Below are 20,254 nucleotides of genomic sequence, written 5' to 3'. Positions count from 1 at the left end.
CATGAAGACCGACATCCCCCAGCCGATCCGGCTCGAAGACTACCGGCCAACACCCTACCTCATCGACACGGTCGAACTCGACTTTCGGCTCGATCCGGAGACAACGCAAGTCTTCTCGCGGCTCGCACTGCGTCCCAACCCGGCCAGCAGCGAAGCGAATGCTCCTCTGATCCTCGACGGAGAGAAGCTGTCGCTCGTTTCCGTGAAGATCGACGGCGAACCGCTCGCGGAGGGTCAGTACCGCGTCGAGGCACAGTCGCTGACCATCGGGCACGTGCCGCAGCACCCCTTCACGCTCGAGATCGAAACGCACTGCAATCCCTCTGCCAACACCGAACTCTCCGGGCTCTACGTTTCGGGCGGCATCTTCTGCACCCAGTGCGAAGCCGAAGGGTTCCGGCGCATCACCTATTTCTACGACCGGCCGGACGTGATGGCGCGATACACGGTAAGGATCGAAGCGGACCAGGCGCTGTATCCCGTTCTGCTGTCCAACGGAAATCCGCGCCAGCAGAGCGCGATCGGGGGCACGTGCCGTCACTTCGCCGTGTGGGAAGATCCCTTTCCCAAGCCTTCGTATCTTTTCGCGCTGGTGGCTGGCGATCTCGGCTCGGTTCATGACGGCATCACCACATGCTCGGGCCGCCCGGTTTCGCTCGGCATCTACGTGCAGAAAGGCAAGGAAGATCGCTGCCAGTGGGCGATGGAGGCGGTGAAGGCGTCGATGCGCTGGGACGAGGAGCGCTTTGGCCGCGAGTACGATCTCGACGTCTTCAACATCGTGGCCGTGCCGGATTTCAACATGGGCGCCATGGAGAACAAGGGGCTCAACGTCTTCAACGACAAGTACATCCTCGCGCTGCCCGGGACAGCGACCGACCAGGATTACGTGAACATTGAAGCGATCATCGCGCATGAGTACTTCCACAACTGGACGGGCAACCGCATCACCTGCCGCGACTGGTTTCAGCTTTGCCTCAAGGAGGGCCTCACCGTCTTCCGCGACCAGGAATTCACCTCCGACATGCGCTCGCGCGCCGTGAAGCGGATCACCGACGTGAAGACGCTCCGCGCCCGTCAGTTCCCTGAAGATGGCGGGCCGCTTGCGCATCCGCCCAGGCCTTCCGCCTATATCGAAATCAACAATTTCTACACACCGACTGTCTATGAGAAGGGCGCCGAGATCTGCCGCATGATGCAGACGCTGATCGGCCCGGATGCCTTCCGCAGCGCGATGGACCTCTACTTCGAGCGCCACGACGGCGAGGCGGCAACGGTGGAAGATCTTGTTTCCTGCATGGCCGATGCCTCGGGGCGTGATCTCTCGCAGTTCTTCCGCTGGTACACGCAAGCCGGGACACCCCAGGTGGTGGCCGAGGGTGTCTATGACGCGAGCAGAAAGCAGTACACACTGACCCTGGAACAGCGGACGCCGCCCACGCCCGGCGAAGAGGAGAAACAGCCGCTCCACATTCCGCTGGGCATCGGCCTCGTCGCGCAGGACGGCGAGGACATCCCGCTCGATCTTGAAGGCCTGGGCCGCCTCAACGCCCCGGTGATCGAACTCACCGGACGCAGGCAGAGCTTCCGTTTCAACAACGTGCGGCAGCGCCCCGCCCTGTCGCTCAATCGCGGATTCACTGCGCCGATCAGGCTCGAGTCGAATCTCGCGGCGGCCGACCAGCTTTTCCTGATGGGCCATGACAATGACAGCTTCAACCGCTGGGAGGCGGGTCAAGGCCTGGGCCGGGCGCTGATGATCGCAGCCTGCCGCGGCCCGCTTCCCGAGGACTCGCTTGCCGCCTATGCGCGTGCGCTCCGGCAGATCCTCGAGGACCCGGCGGCCGATGACGCCTTCAAGGCGCTGATGCTGGGCCTCCCCAGCGAGAGCGAGATCGCGGCGGCGATCGGCTCCAATGTCGACACGGATGCCGTTCACGCCGCCCGCGACGGCGTGAGGGCCCGGCTCGGGAAACTGCTGGCGGACACTCTCTCCGGCATCTGGCAGCGTACGAGCGAGCCCGGACCCTATCGGCCGGACCCCGCCTCGACGGCCAGGCGTGCGCTTCGTCATGCTTCCCTGTCGCTGATGATGCTGGCGGATCCCGATCAGGGAACTGCCTGGGCCATGGCGGAGCTCACGGCTCCACACAGCATGAGCGCCGAAATCGGTGCCCTCTCCGCGCTCGTCCAGATCGAGCGGCCGGAGCGGGAAGATGCGCTCGACAGCTTTCATGATCGGCACTCGGGAGAGCACCTGCTCATCGACAAGTGGTTGCTGCTCAATGCCCAGTGCATCGGACCCGAGGCCCCCCTAAGGATCGAGCGGTTGACCCGTCACCCGGATTTCCGCTGGTCCACCCCGAACAAGGTCTATGCCCTGTTCGCCGGCTTCACGGCAGGGAATGTGCCGGGCTTCAACGCGGCGGATGGCTCCGGCTACCGCGTGGTGGCGGATGCGATCCTCCGGCTCGATGCCGTTAACCCCCAGGTCGCGGCCCGCATCGCCACCGGCTTCCGCAGCTGCAAGGTGTTGAATTCGATTCGAAAATCGGCCGCGGAGGCGGAGCTCAACCGGATCTTGGCGGAACCTTCGCTGTCGCGCGATGTCTTCGAAATCGTATCGAAAATCGCGCGGGTGTAACCCTTTAGACACATCTGGACAAATCACCCCCGTTTCGAATCAATAGGCCAGTGATTCGATGTGTGGTGGCGTCAGTGTTTTCAAAGGTCTCCGCCGGGGGGCGAAGGCGGGGCCGAGGGGAAAAGCTTGGGCAAAACGCATATCGGCGAACTCTTCTACAAGGAGCGGGTGCTCAGCCTCCCGACGCCGTGGCCCGACCGCTTCCGCATCTCCATCGCGGAGCGCCATCTTCGCCTTCTCATCACCTCGCTCATCGTGCTGTTCCTGGTGGTGCTCGGCAGCTCGCTCCTGCTGCAGCTGATCGAGAGCCGCGTCACTCACGTGGCCGAGCAGAACCGCCTTTCCGCCCTCCACGGACAGCTCGTCTCGGAACGGATCAAGGCGGATTTCTCAAAGGCCAGGAGGGCCGGGCGCACGCCGCCCCTCGTCAACACCGACTATCTCCTCTCGCTCCTGCCGCATGATGCGCTGAGCGAACAGCGCGTGTTCGCCGTGGCAGAAAGCCTCGGCCGCATCAGCGCCAGCGCGCCCCTGACGGAAGATCTCGATGGCCAGCTCATCACCAGCGTGCTCTCGCCCGATTTCGTGACGGATGCCACGATCAACAGCGGCGAGATGTCGCCACTCGATCTCGCATCCGGCGAAGACGCCTTCGTCTCGATCTTCGATCTCGGCGAATTCCCCGGAAGCCTCGTGGTGTTCCAGCGCCAGCAGGACGTGCTCTCGGCCTGGCGCTCCAGCGTCACGCAGGTGACGACGCTGTTCATCGTCACCTTCTTCGTGCTCATGCTGCTGGGCGGCGCCTTCCACTGGCAGGCCGCAAAGGCGGCGGAGGCGGACTCGATTCTCGGCGTCGCCACCGCCCGGCTCGACAAGGCGCTGGACCGCGGCCAGTGCGGCATGTGGGACTGGGACGTGAGCAAGGGCATCATTTTCTGGTCACGCTCGATGTTCGACATCCTCGGCATGCCGGTGAAGGGCGACTTCCTGAGTTTCGCCGAGGTGGTGAGCCGCATTCACGAGAGCGATACCGAACTCGAGGACGCCGTGGAGCGGCTGCTCAACGGCGAAATCACATCCTTCGACCAGGAATTCCGCATGCGCCACGACGACGGCCATTACGTGTGGCTCCGCGCGCGCGTGGCACTCGCCCCCGGCGAGGCGGAGGACCAGCCGCACCTGATGGGCATCGTCTTCGACATCAGCCAGCAGAAGCTGGCCGACCGGCTCAACAAGGAGGCGGAACTCAGGCTGAAGGATGCGGTGGAGAACATCTCGGAAGCCTTCGTGCTGTGGGATGCCGACAACCGGCTCGTTCTGTGCAATTCCAAGTACCAGCAGTTCCATTCGCTTCCCGCATCCGTCTGCGTGCCCGGCACGGCCTATGAGGACGTGGTGCGCAGCGCAAAGGAGCCTGCCATCCGCAAGCGCGTGGGCCTCAAGGGCGAGACGGGCGAAGGCCGCTCCTTCGAGGTGCAGCTCGCCGACCGGCGCTGGCTGCAGATCAACGAGCGCCGCACCAAGGACGGTGGCTTCGTCTCGGTCGGCACCGACATCACCGCGCTGAAGCTGCAGCAGGAGCGGCTCAGGCTCTCCGAGCGCGAGCTGATGATGACGGTGCGCGACCTCCAGAAGGAACGCCTGCTCGCCGACCAGCAGGCCCAGCGCCTGGCCGACCTCGCCGACAAGTACGCCCGCGAGAAGACGCGGGCCGAGGCAGCCAACCGCTCGAAGTCGGAATTCCTCGCCAACATGAGCCATGAGCTCAGAACGCCGCTCAACGCCGTCATCGGCTTCAGCGAGATCATGCAGGCGCAGATGTTCGGACCGATCGGTTCGGGCAAATACGTGGAGTATTCGCGCGACATTCACAAGAGCGGCCAGTTCCTGCTCGACGTCATCAACGACATTCTGGACATGTCGAAGATCGAGGCGGGCCGCATGCAGCTCGAATGCGAGACGCTGATCGTCGATGCCGCCCTCGAGGAAGTGCTGCGGCTGGTGGGGCCCCGCGCCTACGAGGGCAAGGTGGCGATCGAACGCCAGGTGCCGCCCGGTCTTTCTCTCTTCGCCGACAGGCGCGGCTTCAAGCAGGTGCTGATCAACCTGCTCTCCAACGCCATCAAGTTCACGCCGGAGGGTGGCAACGTGGTGATCGCCGCAGAACTCCGCGACGGATTTCTCGCCATGGCGATCCGCGATACGGGGATCGGCATACCGGCGCGCGACATCGAAAAGCTGGGGCGTCCCTTCGAGCAGGTGGAAAACCAGTTCACGAAGAGCAAGGGCGGCTCCGGTCTGGGCCTCGCCATCTCCAAGTCGTTCGTGGAACTGCACGGCGGCACGCTCTCGATCCGGAGCGTCGTGGGCCAGGGCACGGAGGTGACGGTCACCTTCCCCCTGAGGCAGGACGCCTGATCAGCCGCCCTCGCGTTTGCGCCTGCCTTCGCCGCGGCCCTTCTCCTCACGCAGGCGGATGTGCTTCGCCAGAAGCTTCCGCTCCTCCGCATCGAGCCTGGCGATGAGCGCCAGTGCCGCCTCGCCGCCGGTGCCGACCAGGCTCGTGCTCTTCGCCGAGAACGCACCGACCGCGGCCTTCACCCGGGCCTCGTCATAGGGTTCGGCCTCGAGTGCCGCCGCAAGGCCGAGCGCTCCCTCGCGCGCGGCCGTGCGCCCGGCACGAAAGGCCGGTCCAAATTCCTTCACCACCTGCAGGAGTTCGCGGCGGCGGTTCATCTCGAGCTCGGAGAAGAACTTGCGCGGAATCAGCTGCGCCTGGCTGATGCCGGAGACGCGGCCTTCCGGCCCGCCCACGAAGAAGCGCGCGGCCGCGGCCCCCAGGAAAAGCATGTTGAGGGCGAGCGACGCGACCAGCGCCAGCTTGAGCCAGGGCACGCGCCGGCGCGCGGCGGGTGCCGGTTCTGCCGCCGTCATGTGAGGCTTTCCTCGGCATAGGCATCGGCCTCTCCGATGCCGCCCAGATCGTCCGGCGACTCGTCGTTCAGCGCCACGCCGCCGGTGACGATGCTGGGGAGCAGGAAATCGAGCGAGCCGCGGGCCCCGAGATAGACGCCCAGTGCCAGGGAAGCGGCAAGCGGCAGCGCCGTGGCCAGCCTGAAGAGAATGGGCCGGCGCGGGCGTTGCGGCGGAAAGGCCAGAACCTTGCTTTCCTGCGGCTCGGCCGCGATGCGCTCCATCAGGCGCGACATGGCGCCCGCCGGAACCTCCGCCTGAGAAGAGCGCGCGAGCACCGCGGCGAATTCGCGATCCTCCCGTGCCTCGTCCGCGCTGCGGATGTCCTTGCCCTGTTCCATGTCAGTCCTCAATGTCCCGTTTCCGTCAGCCCGCCGATGAGCTCTCGCCACTCGGCGGAGAGGCTCTCCTTCAGGCTGCGGCGTGCCCGTGCCAGAAGCGACTCAAGTGCGTCCACGCTCACCTCCATCACCTGGGCAGCCTCGATATTGGACAGGCCCTCGAAATAGACAAGCGTGAGCGCGAGGCGCTGCCGCTCCGGCAGCGCCGCGATCCTCCCGTCGACGAGGCGTGCGGCCTGTAACCGGTCGAGGGGTGCGTCGGGACGGGCCTGATCGTCCGCCGGTTCGGATGCCTCTTCCAGCCCTTGTGGCCTTGGCCTCCGGCTGCGGTCGATCACGGCGTTGGACGCCACCCGCATCAGCCAGCCGCGCAAGGCGCCAGCTTCGCGAACCTGGGCGGGGCTCTTCCAGAGCTTGAGGAAGGCTTCCTGCGCCAGGTCCTCGGCGTCCGCCGCTCCCCCCGTCATGCGCCACACCAGGCGATAGACGGGCTGGTAATGGCGATGGACGATCTCGGCAAAGGCTGCATGCTCGCCCGCGGCTGCGGCCTCCAGCAGGCCGGCATCCGCCATCTGCCGGAAGGCCGGGGCGTCGCGGTTCAAGCGTTGGTCCGTGGGTTCGGGTCAGTTTGCCGTCTCTCCCGTAGCGGTTTTCCTCGATTTCGCAACCCGGAAGTTGCGCACTTCGTCGAATGTCACGCCACCGTCATGGTCTGCATCGGCGGCGGCCACCATCTTCTCCACGAAGGTATCGAACTCGGCGCGGGAGATGAGGCCGTTCCCGTCGGCATCGAGCGCCGACATCATGCGGTTGCGCCGGCGCTCCATCGCAGCCTGGAGCGCGGCTTCGATCTCTCCGGCGGACACCTCTCCGTTGCGGTCGGCGTCCATGCGCGTGAAGCGCTTTCCGGCACGCGGGGCGATTTCGGCCGCCGTCACCTTGCCGTTGGCGTCCGCATCCAGTTTTCCGAAGCTCTTCGGCGATTTCGGCAAGTAGGGCTCCATGGCGAGCGCCGCGCCGGGCACGGCAGTGATGCCGGCAAAAAGGGCCAGAGCGAGTGAAAAGCGGGTCATGGGCTGTTCCTCCTGTCGGTGTTGTCCCGATCAGAAAGACGCGCGAGGTTCGGAATTCCGTCGCGCCACTTTCAGGAGATGGAACCGACCAGCTTTTGGAAAAGCCCCGCCACCTGCGCCTGGGTATCCGCCAGCAGGGCTTCCGCGGTCGCGATGTCGGGCGAGGCGGCGGCGCTCGCCACCAGCTGGTTGAGGGCGGGGAGCGATCTCGCCGGCTCGTAGGGCCCTTCGAGACAAAGCCGGAGCACCTGCGTCAGCCGGTGGTAAAGAAGGCCCGCCGCCTTGAGCGCCGCATGATCCCCTTCCTCCACGAGACCCGCGGCATGGAGCTTGCCGAGCGCCGAGAGCGTATTGGTGTCGAGCACCCCGGGGTATTTCGCGGCATGAAGGAGCTGCAGCGTCTGGGCGATGAACTCGAGTTCGACGAGGCCTCCCCGGGCCCGCTTGATGTCCCAGAGGCCGGCCGAGCCCTGCTCGCGGATCATCAGTTTCCGCATGTCGGTCACGTCGGCCAGCACCTTCTCCGGCTCACGCGGCTCGCACAGGGCGCGGCGGATATGGAGGGCGAGTTCGTTCATCAGGCCGGGATCGCCGCAGACTGGCCGCGCCCGGGTGAGCGCAAGCTTCTCCCAGGTCCAGGCCGAATCCCGGTGATAGCTCTCGAAGCTCGCAAGGCTCGCCGCCACCGGCCCCTTGCTGCCCGACGGTCGGAGCCGCATGTCGACGTCGTAGAGCACGCCCTCCGCGGTCGGGGCGGAAAGAGCCGAGATCAGGCGCTGCGTCATCCGCGCGAAGTACTGGTTGATGCTGACGGGCCTCGGACCCTCGCTCATCTCCGCCCCCTCATCGGCGTCATAGACGATGATGAGGTCGAGGTCGGAGCCGGCCGTCATCTCGCGGCCGCCGAGCTTGCCCATGGCGATCACCGCGCTCCGGCCGCCAGCAACGCTGCCGTGGCGGCGCTCGGCATCTTCCGTCACCGCCTGGTGAAGGCGGCCGAGCATGAGTCCCGCGAGATCGGAAAAGGCGGTTCCGGCCTCCACCGCGCTCACGGTTTCCGAGAGCACGCGCACGCCGATCCGGAAATGCTGTTCCTTGCCCACGATGCGGGCGCGGTCGGCCACCTCGTCGAGTGCCAGGCCCTGCGGCATTGCGGCCGCGATGAGCTCCGCCATCTCCGCCTCGCCCGGCATGGCGCCGAAGAAGCCGGGGTCGAGCACGGCGTCGAGCACCTTGGGCCTGCGGCTCAGCTGCTCGGCAAGTCGCGGCGCGCTGCCCAGGATGGTGGCCAGGAGATCGAGCAGCCGCGGATTGGCCTTGAGCAGCGAGAACAGCTGGACACCGGCCGGAAGCTTGCCGAGGAAGCTGTCGAAGGCGAGGAAGGCGCGGTCGGCGTCGCCCATGGCGGCGAGTGCGGAGAGCAGCTTCGGCATCAGTTCCGTCAGCAACTCGCGCGCCCTGGCGCTGCGCGTTGCCGCATAGCGGCCGAAATGCCAGCCGCGAATCGTCGCCGAAACCTCGCTCGGCGCGCGGTAGCCCATGCGCGAGAGGGTTTCGATGGTTTCAGGGTCGTCCTCGCCGCCGGTGAAGACGAGGCTGCCTTCCGCCGTGCCGAGTTCCTCCGCCTGCTCGAAGAGCCGCGCGTAATGGCCCTGCACGCATTCGAGCGTGCGGCGCATCTCCGCATCGAAGGCTGCCGGATCGTCGTATCCGCAGAACCGGGCGAGTGCGGCGAAGGAGCGTTCGTCGGCCGGCAATGCATGGGTCTGCTCGTCGTTCACCATCTGTATGCGGTGCTCGACGGAACGCAGGAAGCGATAGGCCGCCTTGAGCTCGGCCGCGGCCTCGGGCGTGATCCACTGCGCCTCGGCCAGCGCATCGAGCATGGCGATCGTGCTCCGCCCGCGGAGCTTCGGGTTGCGGCCGCCGGCGATCAGCTGCTGGGTCTGCACGAAGAACTCGATCTCGCGGATGCCGCCGCGCCCGAGCTTCAGATTGTGCCCCTTCACCCGGATTTCGCCGTGGCCCTTCACCGCATGGATCTGCCGCTTCAGCGACTGCACGTCGGCAATCGCCGCGAAGTCGAGGTACTTGCGCCAGACATAGGGCTTGAGCCGGTCGAGGAACTCCTCGCCGAGGGCAATGTCGCCTGCCGCCGGGCGTGCCTTGATCATGGCGGCGCGCTCCCAGTTCTGGCCCTGGTTCTCGTAATAGATCGCCGCCGCCTCGATCGAGATCGCCACCTGGGTGGCGCGCGGGTCGGGCCGCAGGCGAAGGTCGGTGCGGAAGACGTAGCCGTCTTCCGTCACGTCCTGCATCAGCTGCACGAGGCGGCGCGTCAGGCGCACGAAGAAGGTGGGCGCATCCGTGCCCTCCGCCAGGATGGGCGAGGCATGGTCGTAGAGGACGATGAGATCGATGTCGCTCGAATAGTTGAGTTCGTTGGCGCCCTGCTTTCCCATGGCGAGGGCCACGTAGCCGCACTCTGCCTGCGGATCGGCGTTGAGGTCGAGCCTCACCCTGCCCTGCCGCTCGTAGTCGCGGAGGAGCCAGGAGATAGCAGCCTTGAGCGCTGCGTCGGCGAATGCGGTGAGCGCCGCCGTCACCTGTTCGAGGCTCCAGCGGCCCGAGAGATCGGCCACCGCGATCAGCAGCGCGGCGCGCTTGCGCAGCTGGCGGAGCCTCGTCATGACCTCCGCCTGCGACAGGGCGGGGTCGATGTTTCCGAGGGCGGCGAGCTGCAGGCGCATCAGCTCATCGGCATCCTCCCGGAAGACGCGGGCCGCGAAGACCGGATCGCGGATCATCAGATGGCGCAGGAAGGGCGCTGCGCCGGCGATCGCCTCCGCCAGCCCCAGCGCCTCCTCGGGGATGAGGCCCGAGGGCATGTCCTGGCGGAACAGGGCGACGGCGTCGGCGTCGAGGGCGGGGCACGGGGGAGGAAGGGGCATGCGGCGGTTCTAGAGCAAGTTCCGCGGGAGTGGAAACCGTCATCACGCCCGGTGCAGCGGCAGCACCAGCTTGGCGGCAAGGCCCGGCTCGTTGTCCTCGAGCAGCAGCACGCCCTTGTGCAGCTTCATGACGCCGGAGACGAGGCTCAGGCCAAGCCCGTTCCCCGGTTTCGAACGGCTCGAGTCGAGCCTCACGAAGCGCTCTGTCACCCGGGCGCGGTCTTCCTCGGGAATGCCTTCCCCCCGGTCCCGAACAGCGATCACCACCTTCTCGCCTTCGATCGCGCCCGAAACCTCGAGCTCGGGCGTCTTTCCCGCCCGGGCACCATACTTCAGGGCATTGTCGAGAAGATTGGTGAGCGCCTGGGCGAGGAGCTGCCTGTCGCCCATCACGGTCAACCCTTCGGGCGCGATACTCAGCAGCCGGCCGCCCTCCTCCTCCACCATCGGCTCGTAGAGGTCCACCACATCGGCGATGATGGCGCTCGCGTCGATGGGAGCAAGGCCGCTCCGCGACTGGCCGGCCTCGGCGCGGGCGATCGAGAGCAGCGCGTTGAACGTCGCGAGCAGCCGATCGGACTCGTCCACCGTGCTTTCGAGCGCGGCGCGGTATTCCTGTTCCGCACCCGAGCGCAGCGCCGCTTCGACCCTGGCCTTGATGCGGGTCAGCGGAGTCTTGAGGTCATGCGCCACGTTGCTGGAAACCTCCTTCATCGCGCCCATGAGGGCCTCGATCTGGTCGAGCATCTCGTTCAGCGCCAGCGCCAGCCGGTCGAGCTCGTCGCTCGAGCCCGTCACCGGCATGCGGCCCGCCATGTTGCCCGCCATGATGGTGCGGCTCGCCTCGGTGATCGCATCCACACGCTTCAGGAAGTTGCGGCTCATCAGCACGCCGCCGCCCAGGCCCAGCACCAGCGCGATCGCCAGCGCGTAAAAGATCGTCTGGCGGATGATGGTGGCGAATTGCCGGAGCGCCTCCACGTCGCGCCCCACGACGAGTTCGAAGCCGCCTGCGAGATTGGTGTAGAAGGCGCGCGCGACGTGGCGCTCCCGGGCATTTCCCTTCTCGACGTCGAGCGGGAACTCGATCCAGTTGGCCTCATCCATCGGAATGGCGGGAAGATTCGTCAGGTTGCCGGCGATGCGCTGGCCCGTCACGTCGGTCAGCAGGTAGACCGCACCGCTCTCGTCCGTGCTGCGGCGCCTGATGGTGTCGATGATGCCGCCGAGGCCCCTCAGGCGATACTGGTCGGCCAGCGCCTGCACTTCGGCACGAATCGTCTCGTCGGTCTGCCGCTCGAGCAGAACCGCGGTGTTCCAGTAGACATAACCCAGGAGCGTGCCCACGGAGAGCACGAAGAGAATCAGGTAGAGTGCCGCGAGGCGGAAGGTCGAAGTTCGGAGCAGCTTGAACCGCGGGCTCACGTGTCGCGGATCATGTAGCCCGCGCCGCGCACCGTCTGCAGGATGGGCTCGTCGTGCCCCTTGTCGATCTTGGCGCGGAGCCGCGAGATGTGCACGTCGATGACGTTGGTCTGCGGGTCGAAGTGGTAGTCCCACACGTTCTCGAGCAGCATGGTGCGGGTCACGATGTGGCCGGCGTTGCGCACCAGGTATTCGAGCAGCTTGAATTCGCGCGGCTGCAGCAGGATGGGCTTGCCGCCCCGGGTGACGGTGCGGGTCAGGAGGTCGATCTCGAGGTCGGCCGCCTTGAGCCTGGTGGCGAGCGGCGCCTCGGTGGCGCGGTGGCCCAGGTTCTCGACCCGGGCAAGCAGTTCGGCGAAGGCGTAGGGCTTGCCGAGATAATCGTCACCGCCGGCGCGCAGCCCCTTCACCCGCTCGTCCACGTCGGCCAGGGCCGAAAGGATCAGCACCGGCGTCTTCACGCCGTTCTCGCGCAGCTTGCGGATGATGGTGATGCCGTCGATCTTGGGCAGCATGCGGTCGACGATCAGCACGTCGTGGACGGCTTCGAGGGCCATGCTGAGCCCCTCCTCCCCGTCGGCGGCGTGGTCGGCCACATGGCCCGCCTCGGCAAGGCCCTTCACCAGCCAGCTCGCCGCTTCGCGGTCGTCCTCGATCACAAGAATGCGCATGGGTTGGCGGGTTGGTGTGGTTGTCCAGGCCGTAGAATCGTCTTCCCTAACTTGCATGTTCCTCCTCCGGTGAAAAGGGGGCGCGGAAGCCGGTTCCGTTGAAGGAAGCCAGCCTCCGCGCCGAGAGGCACACGAGCCACGAGCGGGGGTTGGGGGGGCGTTCGACCCGCGTGCCCTCTTTCGGTTGCGTCAGCTCCGGGCCGTCGGCAGCGCGATGAAGCGCTGGCCCTCGGCCGTCTTCACCAGCATCAGCACGCGCTTCTTGTCGTTGGCCTTGAGCGCGTTGCGGATGTCCGCCGGGGCATGAACCTCGGTGCCGGCCACCTCGAGGATGGTGTCGCCGGGCTTCAGCCCGCGCTCGGCGGCCGCGCTGTCGGGGGCAACCTCGGTCACCACCACGCCTGCGCCGTCCTGCGCGGGAGCCACCTTGAGGCCGAAGTCGGCGAGTGAGACGCCCTGCTCGGCATCCTTGCCGGCGTCCTTCGCCGCAAGCTTCGGCTCGCCCGGCATGGTGCCGATCTTCACCGAGAGCTCCATCGTCTTGCCGTCGCGCACGATCGTAACGGGAACCGGCTGACCCGGCTTGATCTGCGCCACCTTGCGGGCGAGATCGCGCGAATCGGCGATGTCCTTGCCATCGAGCTTCAGGATCGTGTCGCCCTGCTGGATGCCCGCGGCGAGAGCGGGCGAGTCCTCCGTCACGTCGGCGACGATGGCGCCCTTGGCCTCCTTGAGGCCGAGGCTTTCCGCGATGTCCTCCGTCACCGGCTGGATCTGCACGCCGAGCCAGCCGCGCGTCACGGTGCCCGATTCCTTCAGGCTGGCAATCACGTTCTCCGCAACGGCGGCCGGAATGGCGAAGCCGATGCCGACCGAGCCGCCCGAGGGCGAGAAGATGGCGGTGTTGATGCCCACCACTTCGCCTTCGAGGTTGAAGGCCGGGCCGCCGGAGTTGCCGCGGTTGATGGCGGCGTCGATCTGGAGGAAGTCGTCATAGGGTCCGGCACCGATGTCGCGGCCGCGGGCCGAGATGATGCCCGTCGTCACGGAGCCGCCAAGGCCGAAGGGATTGCCCACCGCCATCACCCAGTCGCCCACGCGGGGCTCGTCCTGCGTGAAGGTCACGTAGTCGAACTTCTTGTCGGACTTGATCTTGATGAGGGCGAGGTCGGTCTTGGGGTCCGTGCCGATCACGTCGGCCTGGTATTCTGCGCCGTCGTTCATCGCCACCGTGACTTCCTCGGCACCCTGCACCACGTGGTTGTTGGTCACCGCGTAGCCATCGGCCGAGATGATGAAGCCGGAGCCCTGCGCCATGCCGCCGCGCGGGCGCTGGTCAGGCATGCCCGGCATGTCCTGGCCCGGGGCACCCGGCATGCCGTTGCGGAACTGCGGGAACTGCTTGAAGAACTCGCCCCACGGGCCCTCGGGAAGGCCGGGCATGGCGCGCTCGCCCTCCTCGCCCGAAGCGGCGACATTGGCGAACTTCACCTGGACGCTGATGACCGCCGGCATCACCCGGTCGACGAGGTCGCCGAAGCCCTTGGTGGGATCGATCGCCTGCGCTTCCAGATTGTTCTGAGCGGTGGCGGGGGTGGAGGGAAGAACCGTGGCGGCAGTGACCATCGCGGTCGCGGCCATCAGGCCGGCAGCGAAAAATCCGAGCGCCCTGGGAGCGATACGGTTCGGAGTTGATGACATTCTCTGTGTCTCCATCAGTTGGATGTTCCGATGGAGCGGAAGATAGGCAGCCCTGCCTTACAGCCACATGTCCGCCAGGTGAAACTTCGGTAAGTCTTGCGTCAAAGTCGGGGCTATTCCATGGCCCGGTCGAAAGCCTTCCGCTCCTCCTCGGAGAGCGGCGCCTCGGGCGCGGTTTCCACCCGCCGCCGGCGCAGCATCATCGCAACACCGGCGATGAGAAGCACGGCGAAGGGCGTTCCCCAGAGCAGCAAGGTTTCGCCGGTGAGGCGCGGCTTGAGGAGAACGTATTCCCCGTAGCGCGCCACCACGAAGGCCATGATCTCCTCGTCGCTCCTGCCCTGCACCAGCTGCTCGCGCACCAGCGTGCGGAGGTCCTTCGCCAGCGGCGCGTCCGAATCGTCGATCGACTGGTTCTGGCAGACGAGGCAGCGGAGCTCCGCCGAGATCGCCCGGGCGCGGCTCTCGAGCGCGGGGTCCTTCAGCAGCTCGTCGGGAGAGAGCGCCAGGGCGGGCGAAAGCGTGGCCAGCACGGCCAGCGTGGCAAGAAGCCTTCTCATTCCGCCGCCACCGCCTGGGCCGCCGCCGCCCGTTTCGGCGCGCCCACCCTGTAGCGCCGGTCGGAGAGCGACATGAGGCCTCCCGCGAACATGATGGCGGCGCCTGCCCAGATGAAGTTCACGAAAGGATTGTAGTACATGCGGATGGCGCGGGCACCGTCGCCGGCGAGATCGCCCATCACGACATAGACATCGCCGAAGGCCTTCTGCAGCAGCCCCACCTCCGTGGTCGGCATGCCCGACGGCTTGAACTCCCGTTTCTCGGACACGAGCGTCGTGATCTCGCGGCCGCCTTCCCTCAACAGGAAGCGCCCGGCGCGGCCCGTGTAGTTGGGCCCGGTGAGCGGCCCCTCGCCGAGGAAGGTCACGGTGTAGCTGCCCACATCGGCCGACTCGCCGGGCTTCAGCGCCACGATCACCTCGACCCGCCACAGCGAGATGGCGATGATGCCCGCCACCATCACGCCGAGGCCCGCATGGGCCAGCACCGTGCCCAGCGCCGAGCGCGGCAGCCCGGCGAGGCGGTGCCAGCTGGTGGCGAGCGGCACCTTGAAGAGCGAGACGCGGCTCGCGAGATCGGTGAGCGCGCCGAGCACCAGCCAGGCCGCCACCGCCATGCCGACCGGGGCGAGCCACGGCCCTCGCACGTTCAGTGCGAAGACGATGAAGCCCACCGCCACGGCTGCCGCGAGCGCCACCCACAGCCGGCGGAGCGCGAGCCCGATGTCGCCGCGCTTCCAGGCAAGGAAGGGGCCGACCGGCACCATGAGCAGCAGCGGCAGGATGATGGGCCCGAATGTCAGGTTGAAATAGGGCGGGCCCACGGAGATCTTGTCGCCGTTCAGCGTTTCCAGCGCCAGCGGATAGAGTGTGCCCACGAAGACGGCGAGGCAGGCGACGCACAGCAGGAGATTGTTGAGCACGAGACTTCCCTCGCGGCTCACCGGCGCGAAGAGCCCGCCCGCCTTCAGCGAGGGTGCGCGCCAGGCGAAGAGCGCCAGCGCGCCGCCGATGAACAGGCAGAGGATCATCAGGATGAAGGTGCCGCGTTCCGGGTCCACCGCGAAGGCGTGCACCGAGGTGAGCACGCCGGAGCGCACCAGGAAGGTGCCCATCAGCGAGAGCGAGAAGGCCAGGATCGAGAGCAGCACCGTCCAGATCTTGAGCGCGTTCCGCTTCTCCACCACGATCGCCGAATGGATCAGCGCGGTGGCGACGAGCCAGGGCATGAGGCTGGCGTTCTCGACCGGGTCCCAGAACCACCAGCCGCCCCAGCCCAGCTCGTAATAGGCCCACCAGGAGCCCATGGCGATGCCGAGCGTGAGCGACATCCAGGCGACCAGCGTCCACGGTCTCACCCAGCGCGCCCAGGCGGCGTCGACCCGGCCCTCGATCAGCGCCGCCACCGCGAAGGCGAAGGCGATCGAGAGCCCGACATAGCCCGCGTAGAGGAAGGGCGGGTGGAAGGCGAGTGCGGGGTCCTGCAGGATGGGGTTCAAGCCGTTGCCCTCGATCGGCGGCGGATCGATGCGCAGGAACGGGTTCGAGGTGAGCACGATGAAGAGCAGAAAGGCGAGGCCCACCGCACCCTGCACCGCGACGACGCGCGCGCGGAGCTGGAGCGGCAGGTTCTGCCCGAACAGCGCCACGGCGCTGCCGTAGAGCGCCAGGATCAGCACCCACAGCAGCATGGAGCCCTCGTGGTTCCCCCACACGCCGCTGATCTTGTAGATGAGAGGCTTCGCCGAATGCGAGTTCTCGAACACGTTCTGCACCGAGAAATCGGACACCACGTAGGCATGGGTCAGCGCCAGGAAGGCGGTGAACACCAGAAGCAGCTGCAGCACCGCGGCCGAGAGGCCGGAGCGCATCAGCGCCGCCTGGCCGTGATGCGCCGCATAGAGCGGCACCAGCGATTGGTAGAGCGCCACGCCCACCGCGAGGATGAGCGCGAAATGACCGAGCTCGGCGATCATTGTTCGGCCCCCTTGCCAAGCTTCACGCCCTTCTCCTTGAGGCTCTCCGTCAGCTCGCGCGGCATGTAGTTCTCATCGTGCTTGGCGAGTACCGTATCGGCCTTGAAGGTGCCGTCCTGCTGCAGCCTGCCCTCGGTCACCACGCCCTGCCCCTCGCGGAACAGGTCCGGCAGGATGCCCTCGTATGTCACGGTGATCGAGCCGATCTGGTCCGTGACGGAGAAGGTGGTGAGCGTTCCCGGCCCCTTCTTCACGCTGCCGTCCTCCACCATGCCGCCCAGGCGGATGCGCTGGCCGGGCTGCACGCCCGTCTCGGCGAGGTCGCTCGGCGTGTGGAAGAAGGTGATGGTATCGGAGAGCGCGTAGAGCACGAGCCCCGCCGCGAGGCCCAGCACCGCGAGGCCGCCCAGGATGAGGGAGAGGCGCTTCTGCTTCCGCGTCATTGGATCTTCATTTCCCTTGCTAGGCTGGCGATCTGGGCCAGCGCGTCGGCGTTGCCGCTGTATTGCGCCAGCGCCTTCTCGTATGCGGCTCTGGCCTGTTCGGTTTCGCCCAGCACGGCGCGGGCGCGGATCAGCCGCAGCCAGCCCGGAAGATCGTCGGGATTGGCCGCCAGCTTCTGCTCGAGCCCGTCCACCATGGAGCGGATCATCGCCTGCCGGTCTTCGGCATTCATGGTGGCGGCGTCCGCCATGGTTTGCTGGTCGAGCGCGGGAGGCCTGCCCTCGAGGTCCTGGATTTCGGCCAGCAGCATCTGCCGCCAGGGCGCGTCGGCCGGCGTGTCCTTCAGGAAGGCATCGAAGGCCGCCTTCGCTTCCTCCCGCTTTCCTTCCTGCTTCAGCGCCAGTGCGCCGTAGAATCGCGCCTTGGGAAGCTGGGGGTCGAGTTCCAGGGCCTTCGTGAACAGCTCCTGCGCCGCCGCCGGCACCATGCCCTGGTTCGCCATCACCAGCGCTTCGCCGTAGTCGGCATGCGCCATGGCATCCTGCGGGGAAAGCCGCACGATGTTGCGGTAGGCTTCCGCGGCATCGGGCCAGCGCAGGCTCCGCGCATAGGCGGGGGCCAGCACCTTCCAGCCCTCGACGTCGTCGGGCGCCTGCGCCAGGTGCTGCTCCACCTTGACGATCAGCGCGTCGAAGTCGCCCTTGCTCTCGGCTTCCGCCATGCGCCGGGCGAGCGGCACGTCGGGAAGGCCGGGGCTGCCCGCCTTGAGGTAGAGCGGAAGCGCCACGAGGGGAACGAGCAGGGCCGCGGCCAGCGCCAGGGCGGGCGTGCCGCGCCCTTTCTTCCCGGCCGCCGGCGTCCCGGCCGCGGCGATCAGCCGGCGGGAAATCTCGTTGCGCGCCGCCTCGGCCTCGGCAGGGCCGATCGTGCCGCGGGCGAGGTCGCGGTCGAGCTCGGCCAGCTGGTCGCGGAACACGGCGCGGTCATGGGCGGCGCGGTCGTCGGACTCCGGAGCCGCCCCGCTCCTCAGCAGGGGAAGCAGGAGAACGGCCATGGCGGCCGCCGTCATCACTGCGAAAACGATCCAGATCATGATGGGTTATGAGATATTCCCGTGGGCCTCATCAATGCAATTCATCCTGGCCTCCCGCTTCCGGTCGCATTGTCGCATGGCGGCATTGGGGCGTCGGAAAAGCCTTGGTTCCCCCATGGCGCATTTGTTAGATACGCGCCAGTTACAAGGAATACACCCCCATGAAGGCGCGTTATTCGGTCTTTTCGCTGGCGCGGAACGCCATGAATTACCACAAGGACTGGGAACGGGCCTGGCGCTCGCCCAATCCGAAGGCTGAATACGACGCGGTCATCGTCGGGGCCGGCGGCCATGGCCTAGCCACCGCCTATTACCTGGCCAAGAACCACAAGATGACCAACATCGCGGTCGTCGAGAAGGGCTGGCTCGGCGGCGGCAACACCGGCCGCAACACCACCATCATCCGCTCCAACTACCTGCAGGACCCCTCGATCGCCATCTACGAGCTGGCGCGCTCGCTCTACGAGGAGCTGGCGCAGGACCTGAACTACAACGTCATGTTCAGCCCGCGTGGCGTCCTGATGCTGTGCCAGACCCAGCACGAGTTCCGCGCCTTCCAGCGCACCGCGCATGCCAACCGGCTGGCCGGCCTCGACTGCCGCATGGTGACGCCGGCCGAGGTCAAGGAGATCGTCCCGATCATCAACGACGATCCGAACTGCCGTTACCCGATCCTCGGCGCCTATTACCAGCCGCGCGGCGGCACGGGCCGCCACGACGCGGTCGCCTGGGGCTATGCCCGCGGCGCGGATTCGATGGGCGTCGATGTCATCCAGAACTGCGAGGTCACCGGCATCCTGAGGGACGGCGGCAAGGTCACCGGCCTCGAGACGACGCGCGGCACCATCCGCACGAAGAGGATCGGCGTCGTCACCGCCGGCCACGTCTCCACCATCATGGACATGGCGGGGGTGAGGATGCCGATCGAGAGCCAGTGCCTGCAGGCGCTGGTCTCGGAGCCGATCAAGCCCGTCATCGACTGCGTGGTGATGGCGAACACGGTGCACGGCTACATGAGCCAGTCGGACAAGGGCGAGCTCGTCATCGGCGGCGGCACGGACCCCTACAACAACTATTCGCAGCGCGGCTCCTTCCCCGCCCTCGAGCACACGGTGACGGCGCTGGTCGAGACCTTCCCGATCATCTCCAGGCTCCGCATGCTGCGCATGTGGGGCGGCATCGTGGACATGACGGGCGACCGCTCGCCGATCATCTCGAAGACGCCGGTCGAGGGGCTCTATGTCAATTGCGGCTGGGGCACCGGCGGCTTCAAGGCCATTCCGGGTTCGGGCTGGGTCTTCGCCGACACCATCGCCAACGACCGGCCGCACCCCATCGCCGAGCCCTTCGGCCTCAACCGCTTCCAGGAAGGCCGCCTCATCGACGAATCCGTCGCGGCGGCGGTCGCGCACTAGGAGAGAAGAGATGCTTGTGGTCAAATGCCCCGTCTGCGGCGCCGAAGGCGACGAGACGGATTTCCACGCCGGCGGCCAGGCCCATGTGCGCCGCCCTGCCACCCACGATCCGGCCCACGTGAGCGACGAGGAGCAGCGCGACTATCTCTTCATCCGCCACAATCCGAAGGGGCTCCATTTCGAGCGCTGGCGCTGCGACCGCGGCTGCGGCAAGTGGTTCCACGCGGCGCGCGACACCGTCACGCTGGAGTTCAAGGCCTTCTACGGCATCACCGAGCTGCCGCCGGCCGAGCTGATCGCCGAGGCGAAAGGTCCGTGGGCTGAATACTTCGCGGCCCGCCTCGGCGCGGAGAGCGCGGGGGAGTCCGGGGCATGAGCAAGCCATATCGCCTCTCCTCCGGCGGCCGCCTCGTCGACCGCGCCAGGAAGATCAGCTTCTCCTTCGACGGCAAGACGCTTCATGGCTTCGCGGGCGATACGCTCGCCTCCGCCGTCATGGCCTCGGGCCAGCGCGTCTTCGGCCGCAGCTTCAAGTATCACCGCCCGCGCGGCGTGATCGGCCTCGGCGCGGAAGAGATGAACGCCCTCGTCGGCGTGGGCGAAGGGGCCCGCCACGAGCCCAATCTCCGCGCCACGCAGGTCGAGCTCTACAACGGGCTTTCCGCCGTCTCGCAGAACCGCTGGCCGTCGCTCACCTTCGACGTCGGCGCGGTGAACAACTCCTTCTCGCGCTTCTTCCCCGGCGGCTTCTACTACAAGACCTTCATGTGGCCGGCCTCCTTCTGGAAGCACGTCTACGAGCCCTTCATCCGCCGCGCCGCGGGCCTGGGGAAAGCGCCTGAAGGCCGCGACCCCGACACCTACGAGCAGATCCACGTCCATTGCGACGTGCTGGTGATCGGCGCCGGCGTCGCCGGTCTCGCGGCGGCCGAGGCCGCCGCAGCCCCGGGTGCGAAGGTCATCCCCACCGACGAGAACCCGCGCTTC

17 protein-coding genes are annotated in these 20,254 nt (G+C 67.0%); 5 read left to right on the top strand and 12 right to left on the bottom strand.

Features of this window, described 5'->3' with window-relative positions; genetic code table 11:
• Window position 1: 1 nt before the first annotated feature.
• Both pepN and ACK4HL_RS10645 read left to right on the top strand, forming a co-directional pair.
• Window positions 2-2,644, top strand: coding sequence for an aminopeptidase N (gene pepN / locus ACK4HL_RS10650; RefSeq protein ID WP_409759888.1), 2,643 nt, complete (start codon window positions 2-4; stop codon window positions 2,642-2,644).
• A gap of 126 nt (window positions 2,645-2,770) precedes the next feature.
• The gene (locus ACK4HL_RS10645; RefSeq protein ID WP_409759885.1) at window positions 2,771-5,062 is read left to right on the top strand and encodes a PAS domain-containing sensor histidine kinase; all 2,292 of its coding nucleotides are present in this window, start codon (window positions 2,771-2,773) and stop codon (window positions 5,060-5,062) included.
• Here ACK4HL_RS10645 and ACK4HL_RS10640 read toward each other — a convergent pair whose 3' ends face one another.
• The 12 genes from ACK4HL_RS10640 to ccmI all read right to left on the bottom strand — a co-directional run bounded on the left by ACK4HL_RS10640 (window position 5,063) and on the right by ccmI (window position 17,852).
• Window positions 5,063-5,578, bottom strand: coding sequence for a periplasmic heavy metal sensor (locus ACK4HL_RS10640; protein WP_409759882.1), 516 nt, complete (start codon window positions 5,576-5,578; stop codon window positions 5,063-5,065).
• The gene (locus tag ACK4HL_RS10635; RefSeq protein WP_409759880.1) at window positions 5,575-5,958 is read right to left on the bottom strand and encodes a hypothetical protein; all 384 of its coding nucleotides are present in this window, start codon (window positions 5,956-5,958) and stop codon (window positions 5,575-5,577) included. Before ACK4HL_RS10635 ends, ACK4HL_RS10640 begins: the two co-directional genes overlap by 4 nt.
• An 8-nt stretch (window positions 5,959-5,966) precedes the next feature.
• Window positions 5,967-6,560, bottom strand: coding sequence for a sigma-70 family RNA polymerase sigma factor (locus tag ACK4HL_RS10630; protein ID WP_409759877.1), 594 nt, complete (start codon window positions 6,558-6,560; stop codon window positions 5,967-5,969).
• 21 nt (window positions 6,561-6,581) lie between these two features.
• Window positions 6,582-7,031, bottom strand: coding sequence for an EF-hand domain-containing protein (locus tag ACK4HL_RS10625; protein ID WP_409759874.1), 450 nt, complete (start codon window positions 7,029-7,031; stop codon window positions 6,582-6,584).
• A gap of 71 nt (window positions 7,032-7,102) precedes the next feature.
• The gene (locus tag ACK4HL_RS10620) at window positions 7,103-9,982 is read right to left on the bottom strand and encodes a bifunctional [glutamine synthetase] adenylyltransferase/[glutamine synthetase]-adenylyl-L-tyrosine phosphorylase (protein WP_409759871.1); all 2,880 of its coding nucleotides are present in this window, start codon (window positions 9,980-9,982) and stop codon (window positions 7,103-7,105) included.
• 42 nt (window positions 9,983-10,024) lie between these two features.
• Window positions 10,025-11,407 (bottom strand): ATP-binding protein, encoded by a 1,383-nt coding sequence (locus ACK4HL_RS10615; RefSeq protein WP_409759868.1) that lies wholly within the window; start codon window positions 11,405-11,407, stop codon window positions 10,025-10,027.
• A complete protein-coding gene (locus ACK4HL_RS10610) occupies window positions 11,404-12,078 on the bottom strand; it encodes a winged helix-turn-helix domain-containing protein (RefSeq protein WP_409759865.1) in 675 nt (224 codons plus the stop codon). The genes ACK4HL_RS10615 and ACK4HL_RS10610 overlap by 4 nt, the downstream gene beginning before the upstream one ends.
• 189 nt (window positions 12,079-12,267) lie before the next feature.
• Window positions 12,268-13,779, bottom strand: a complete 1,512-nt coding sequence (locus ACK4HL_RS10605; protein ID WP_409759862.1) for a Do family serine endopeptidase — start codon at window positions 13,777-13,779, stop codon at window positions 12,268-12,270.
• 113 nt (window positions 13,780-13,892) lie between these two features.
• Window positions 13,893-14,339 (bottom strand): cytochrome c-type biogenesis protein, encoded by a 447-nt coding sequence (locus ACK4HL_RS10600; protein ID WP_409759859.1) that lies wholly within the window; start codon window positions 14,337-14,339, stop codon window positions 13,893-13,895.
• On the bottom strand, window positions 14,336-16,315 hold the full coding sequence (locus ACK4HL_RS10595) for a heme lyase CcmF/NrfE family subunit (RefSeq protein ID WP_409759856.1): 1,980 nt from the start codon (window positions 16,313-16,315) through the stop codon (window positions 14,336-14,338). Before ACK4HL_RS10595 ends, ACK4HL_RS10600 begins: the two co-directional genes overlap by 4 nt.
• Window positions 16,312-16,758, bottom strand: a complete 447-nt coding sequence (gene ccmE / locus ACK4HL_RS10590) for a cytochrome c maturation protein CcmE (RefSeq protein WP_409759853.1) — start codon at window positions 16,756-16,758, stop codon at window positions 16,312-16,314. Before ccmE ends, ACK4HL_RS10595 begins: the two co-directional genes overlap by 4 nt.
• Window positions 16,755-17,852, bottom strand: a complete 1,098-nt coding sequence (gene ccmI, locus ACK4HL_RS10585) for a c-type cytochrome biogenesis protein CcmI (protein WP_409759850.1) — start codon at window positions 17,850-17,852, stop codon at window positions 16,755-16,757. Before ccmI ends, ccmE begins: the two co-directional genes overlap by 4 nt.
• Window positions 17,853-18,013: 161 nt before the next feature.
• Here ccmI and ACK4HL_RS10580 point away from each other — a divergent pair, with 161 nt between their 5' ends.
• The 3 genes from ACK4HL_RS10580 to ACK4HL_RS10570 all read left to right on the top strand — a co-directional run.
• Window positions 18,014-19,267: a sarcosine oxidase subunit beta family protein gene (locus ACK4HL_RS10580; RefSeq protein ID WP_409759847.1), complete on the top strand. Its 1,254-nt coding sequence runs from the start codon at window positions 18,014-18,016 to the stop codon at window positions 19,265-19,267.
• Window positions 19,268-19,277: 10 nt separating this feature from the next.
• Window positions 19,278-19,643, top strand: a complete 366-nt coding sequence (locus tag ACK4HL_RS10575) for a sarcosine oxidase subunit delta (RefSeq protein WP_409759844.1) — start codon at window positions 19,278-19,280, stop codon at window positions 19,641-19,643.
• On the top strand, window positions 19,640-20,254 hold a 615-nt coding region (locus tag ACK4HL_RS10570; protein WP_409759841.1), incomplete at its 3' end, for a 2Fe-2S iron-sulfur cluster-binding protein. The genes ACK4HL_RS10575 and ACK4HL_RS10570, both read left to right, overlap by 4 nt.

Origin of the sequence: Aestuariivirga sp., from assembly GCF_046294715.1 — a bacterium.
In the GTDB taxonomy this organism is placed as follows: Bacteria; Pseudomonadota; Alphaproteobacteria; order Rhizobiales; family Aestuariivirgaceae; genus Aestuariivirga.
This window is presented reverse-complemented; position numbering and strand designations above follow the sequence as displayed.

Excerpts from the sequence above, each read along its gene's own strand:
- pepN (WP_409759888.1), top strand. The coding sequence starts at position 2 with ATGAAGACCGACATCCCCCAGCCGATCCGGCTCGAAGACTACCGGCCA.
- ACK4HL_RS10640 (WP_409759882.1), bottom strand. The coding sequence starts at position 5,578 with ATGACGGCGGCAGAACCGGCACCCGCCGCGCGCCGGCGCGTGCCCTGG.
- ACK4HL_RS10635 (WP_409759880.1), bottom strand. The coding sequence starts at position 5,958 with ATGGAACAGGGCAAGGACATCCGCAGCGCGGACGAGGCACGGGAGGAT.
- ACK4HL_RS10625 (WP_409759874.1), bottom strand. The coding sequence starts at position 7,031 with ATGACCCGCTTTTCACTCGCTCTGGCCCTTTTTGCCGGCATCACTGCC.
- ACK4HL_RS10620 (WP_409759871.1), bottom strand. The coding sequence starts at position 9,982 with ATGCCCCTTCCTCCCCCGTGCCCCGCCCTCGACGCCGACGCCGTCGCC.
- ACK4HL_RS10610 (WP_409759865.1), bottom strand. The coding sequence starts at position 12,078 with ATGCGCATTCTTGTGATCGAGGACGACCGCGAAGCGGCGAGCTGGCTG.
- ACK4HL_RS10605 (WP_409759862.1), bottom strand. The coding sequence starts at position 13,779 with ATGTCATCAACTCCGAACCGTATCGCTCCCAGGGCGCTCGGATTTTTC.
- ACK4HL_RS10600 (WP_409759859.1), bottom strand. The coding sequence starts at position 14,339 with ATGAGAAGGCTTCTTGCCACGCTGGCCGTGCTGGCCACGCTTTCGCCC.
- ACK4HL_RS10595 (WP_409759856.1), bottom strand. The coding sequence starts at position 16,315 with ATGATCGCCGAGCTCGGTCATTTCGCGCTCATCCTCGCGGTGGGCGTG.
- ccmE (WP_409759853.1), bottom strand. The coding sequence starts at position 16,758 with ATGACGCGGAAGCAGAAGCGCCTCTCCCTCATCCTGGGCGGCCTCGCG.
- ccmI (WP_409759850.1), bottom strand. The coding sequence starts at position 17,852 with ATGATCTGGATCGTTTTCGCAGTGATGACGGCGGCCGCCATGGCCGTT.
- ACK4HL_RS10580 (WP_409759847.1), top strand. The coding sequence starts at position 18,014 with ATGAAGGCGCGTTATTCGGTCTTTTCGCTGGCGCGGAACGCCATGAAT.
- ACK4HL_RS10575 (WP_409759844.1), top strand. The coding sequence starts at position 19,278 with ATGCTTGTGGTCAAATGCCCCGTCTGCGGCGCCGAAGGCGACGAGACG.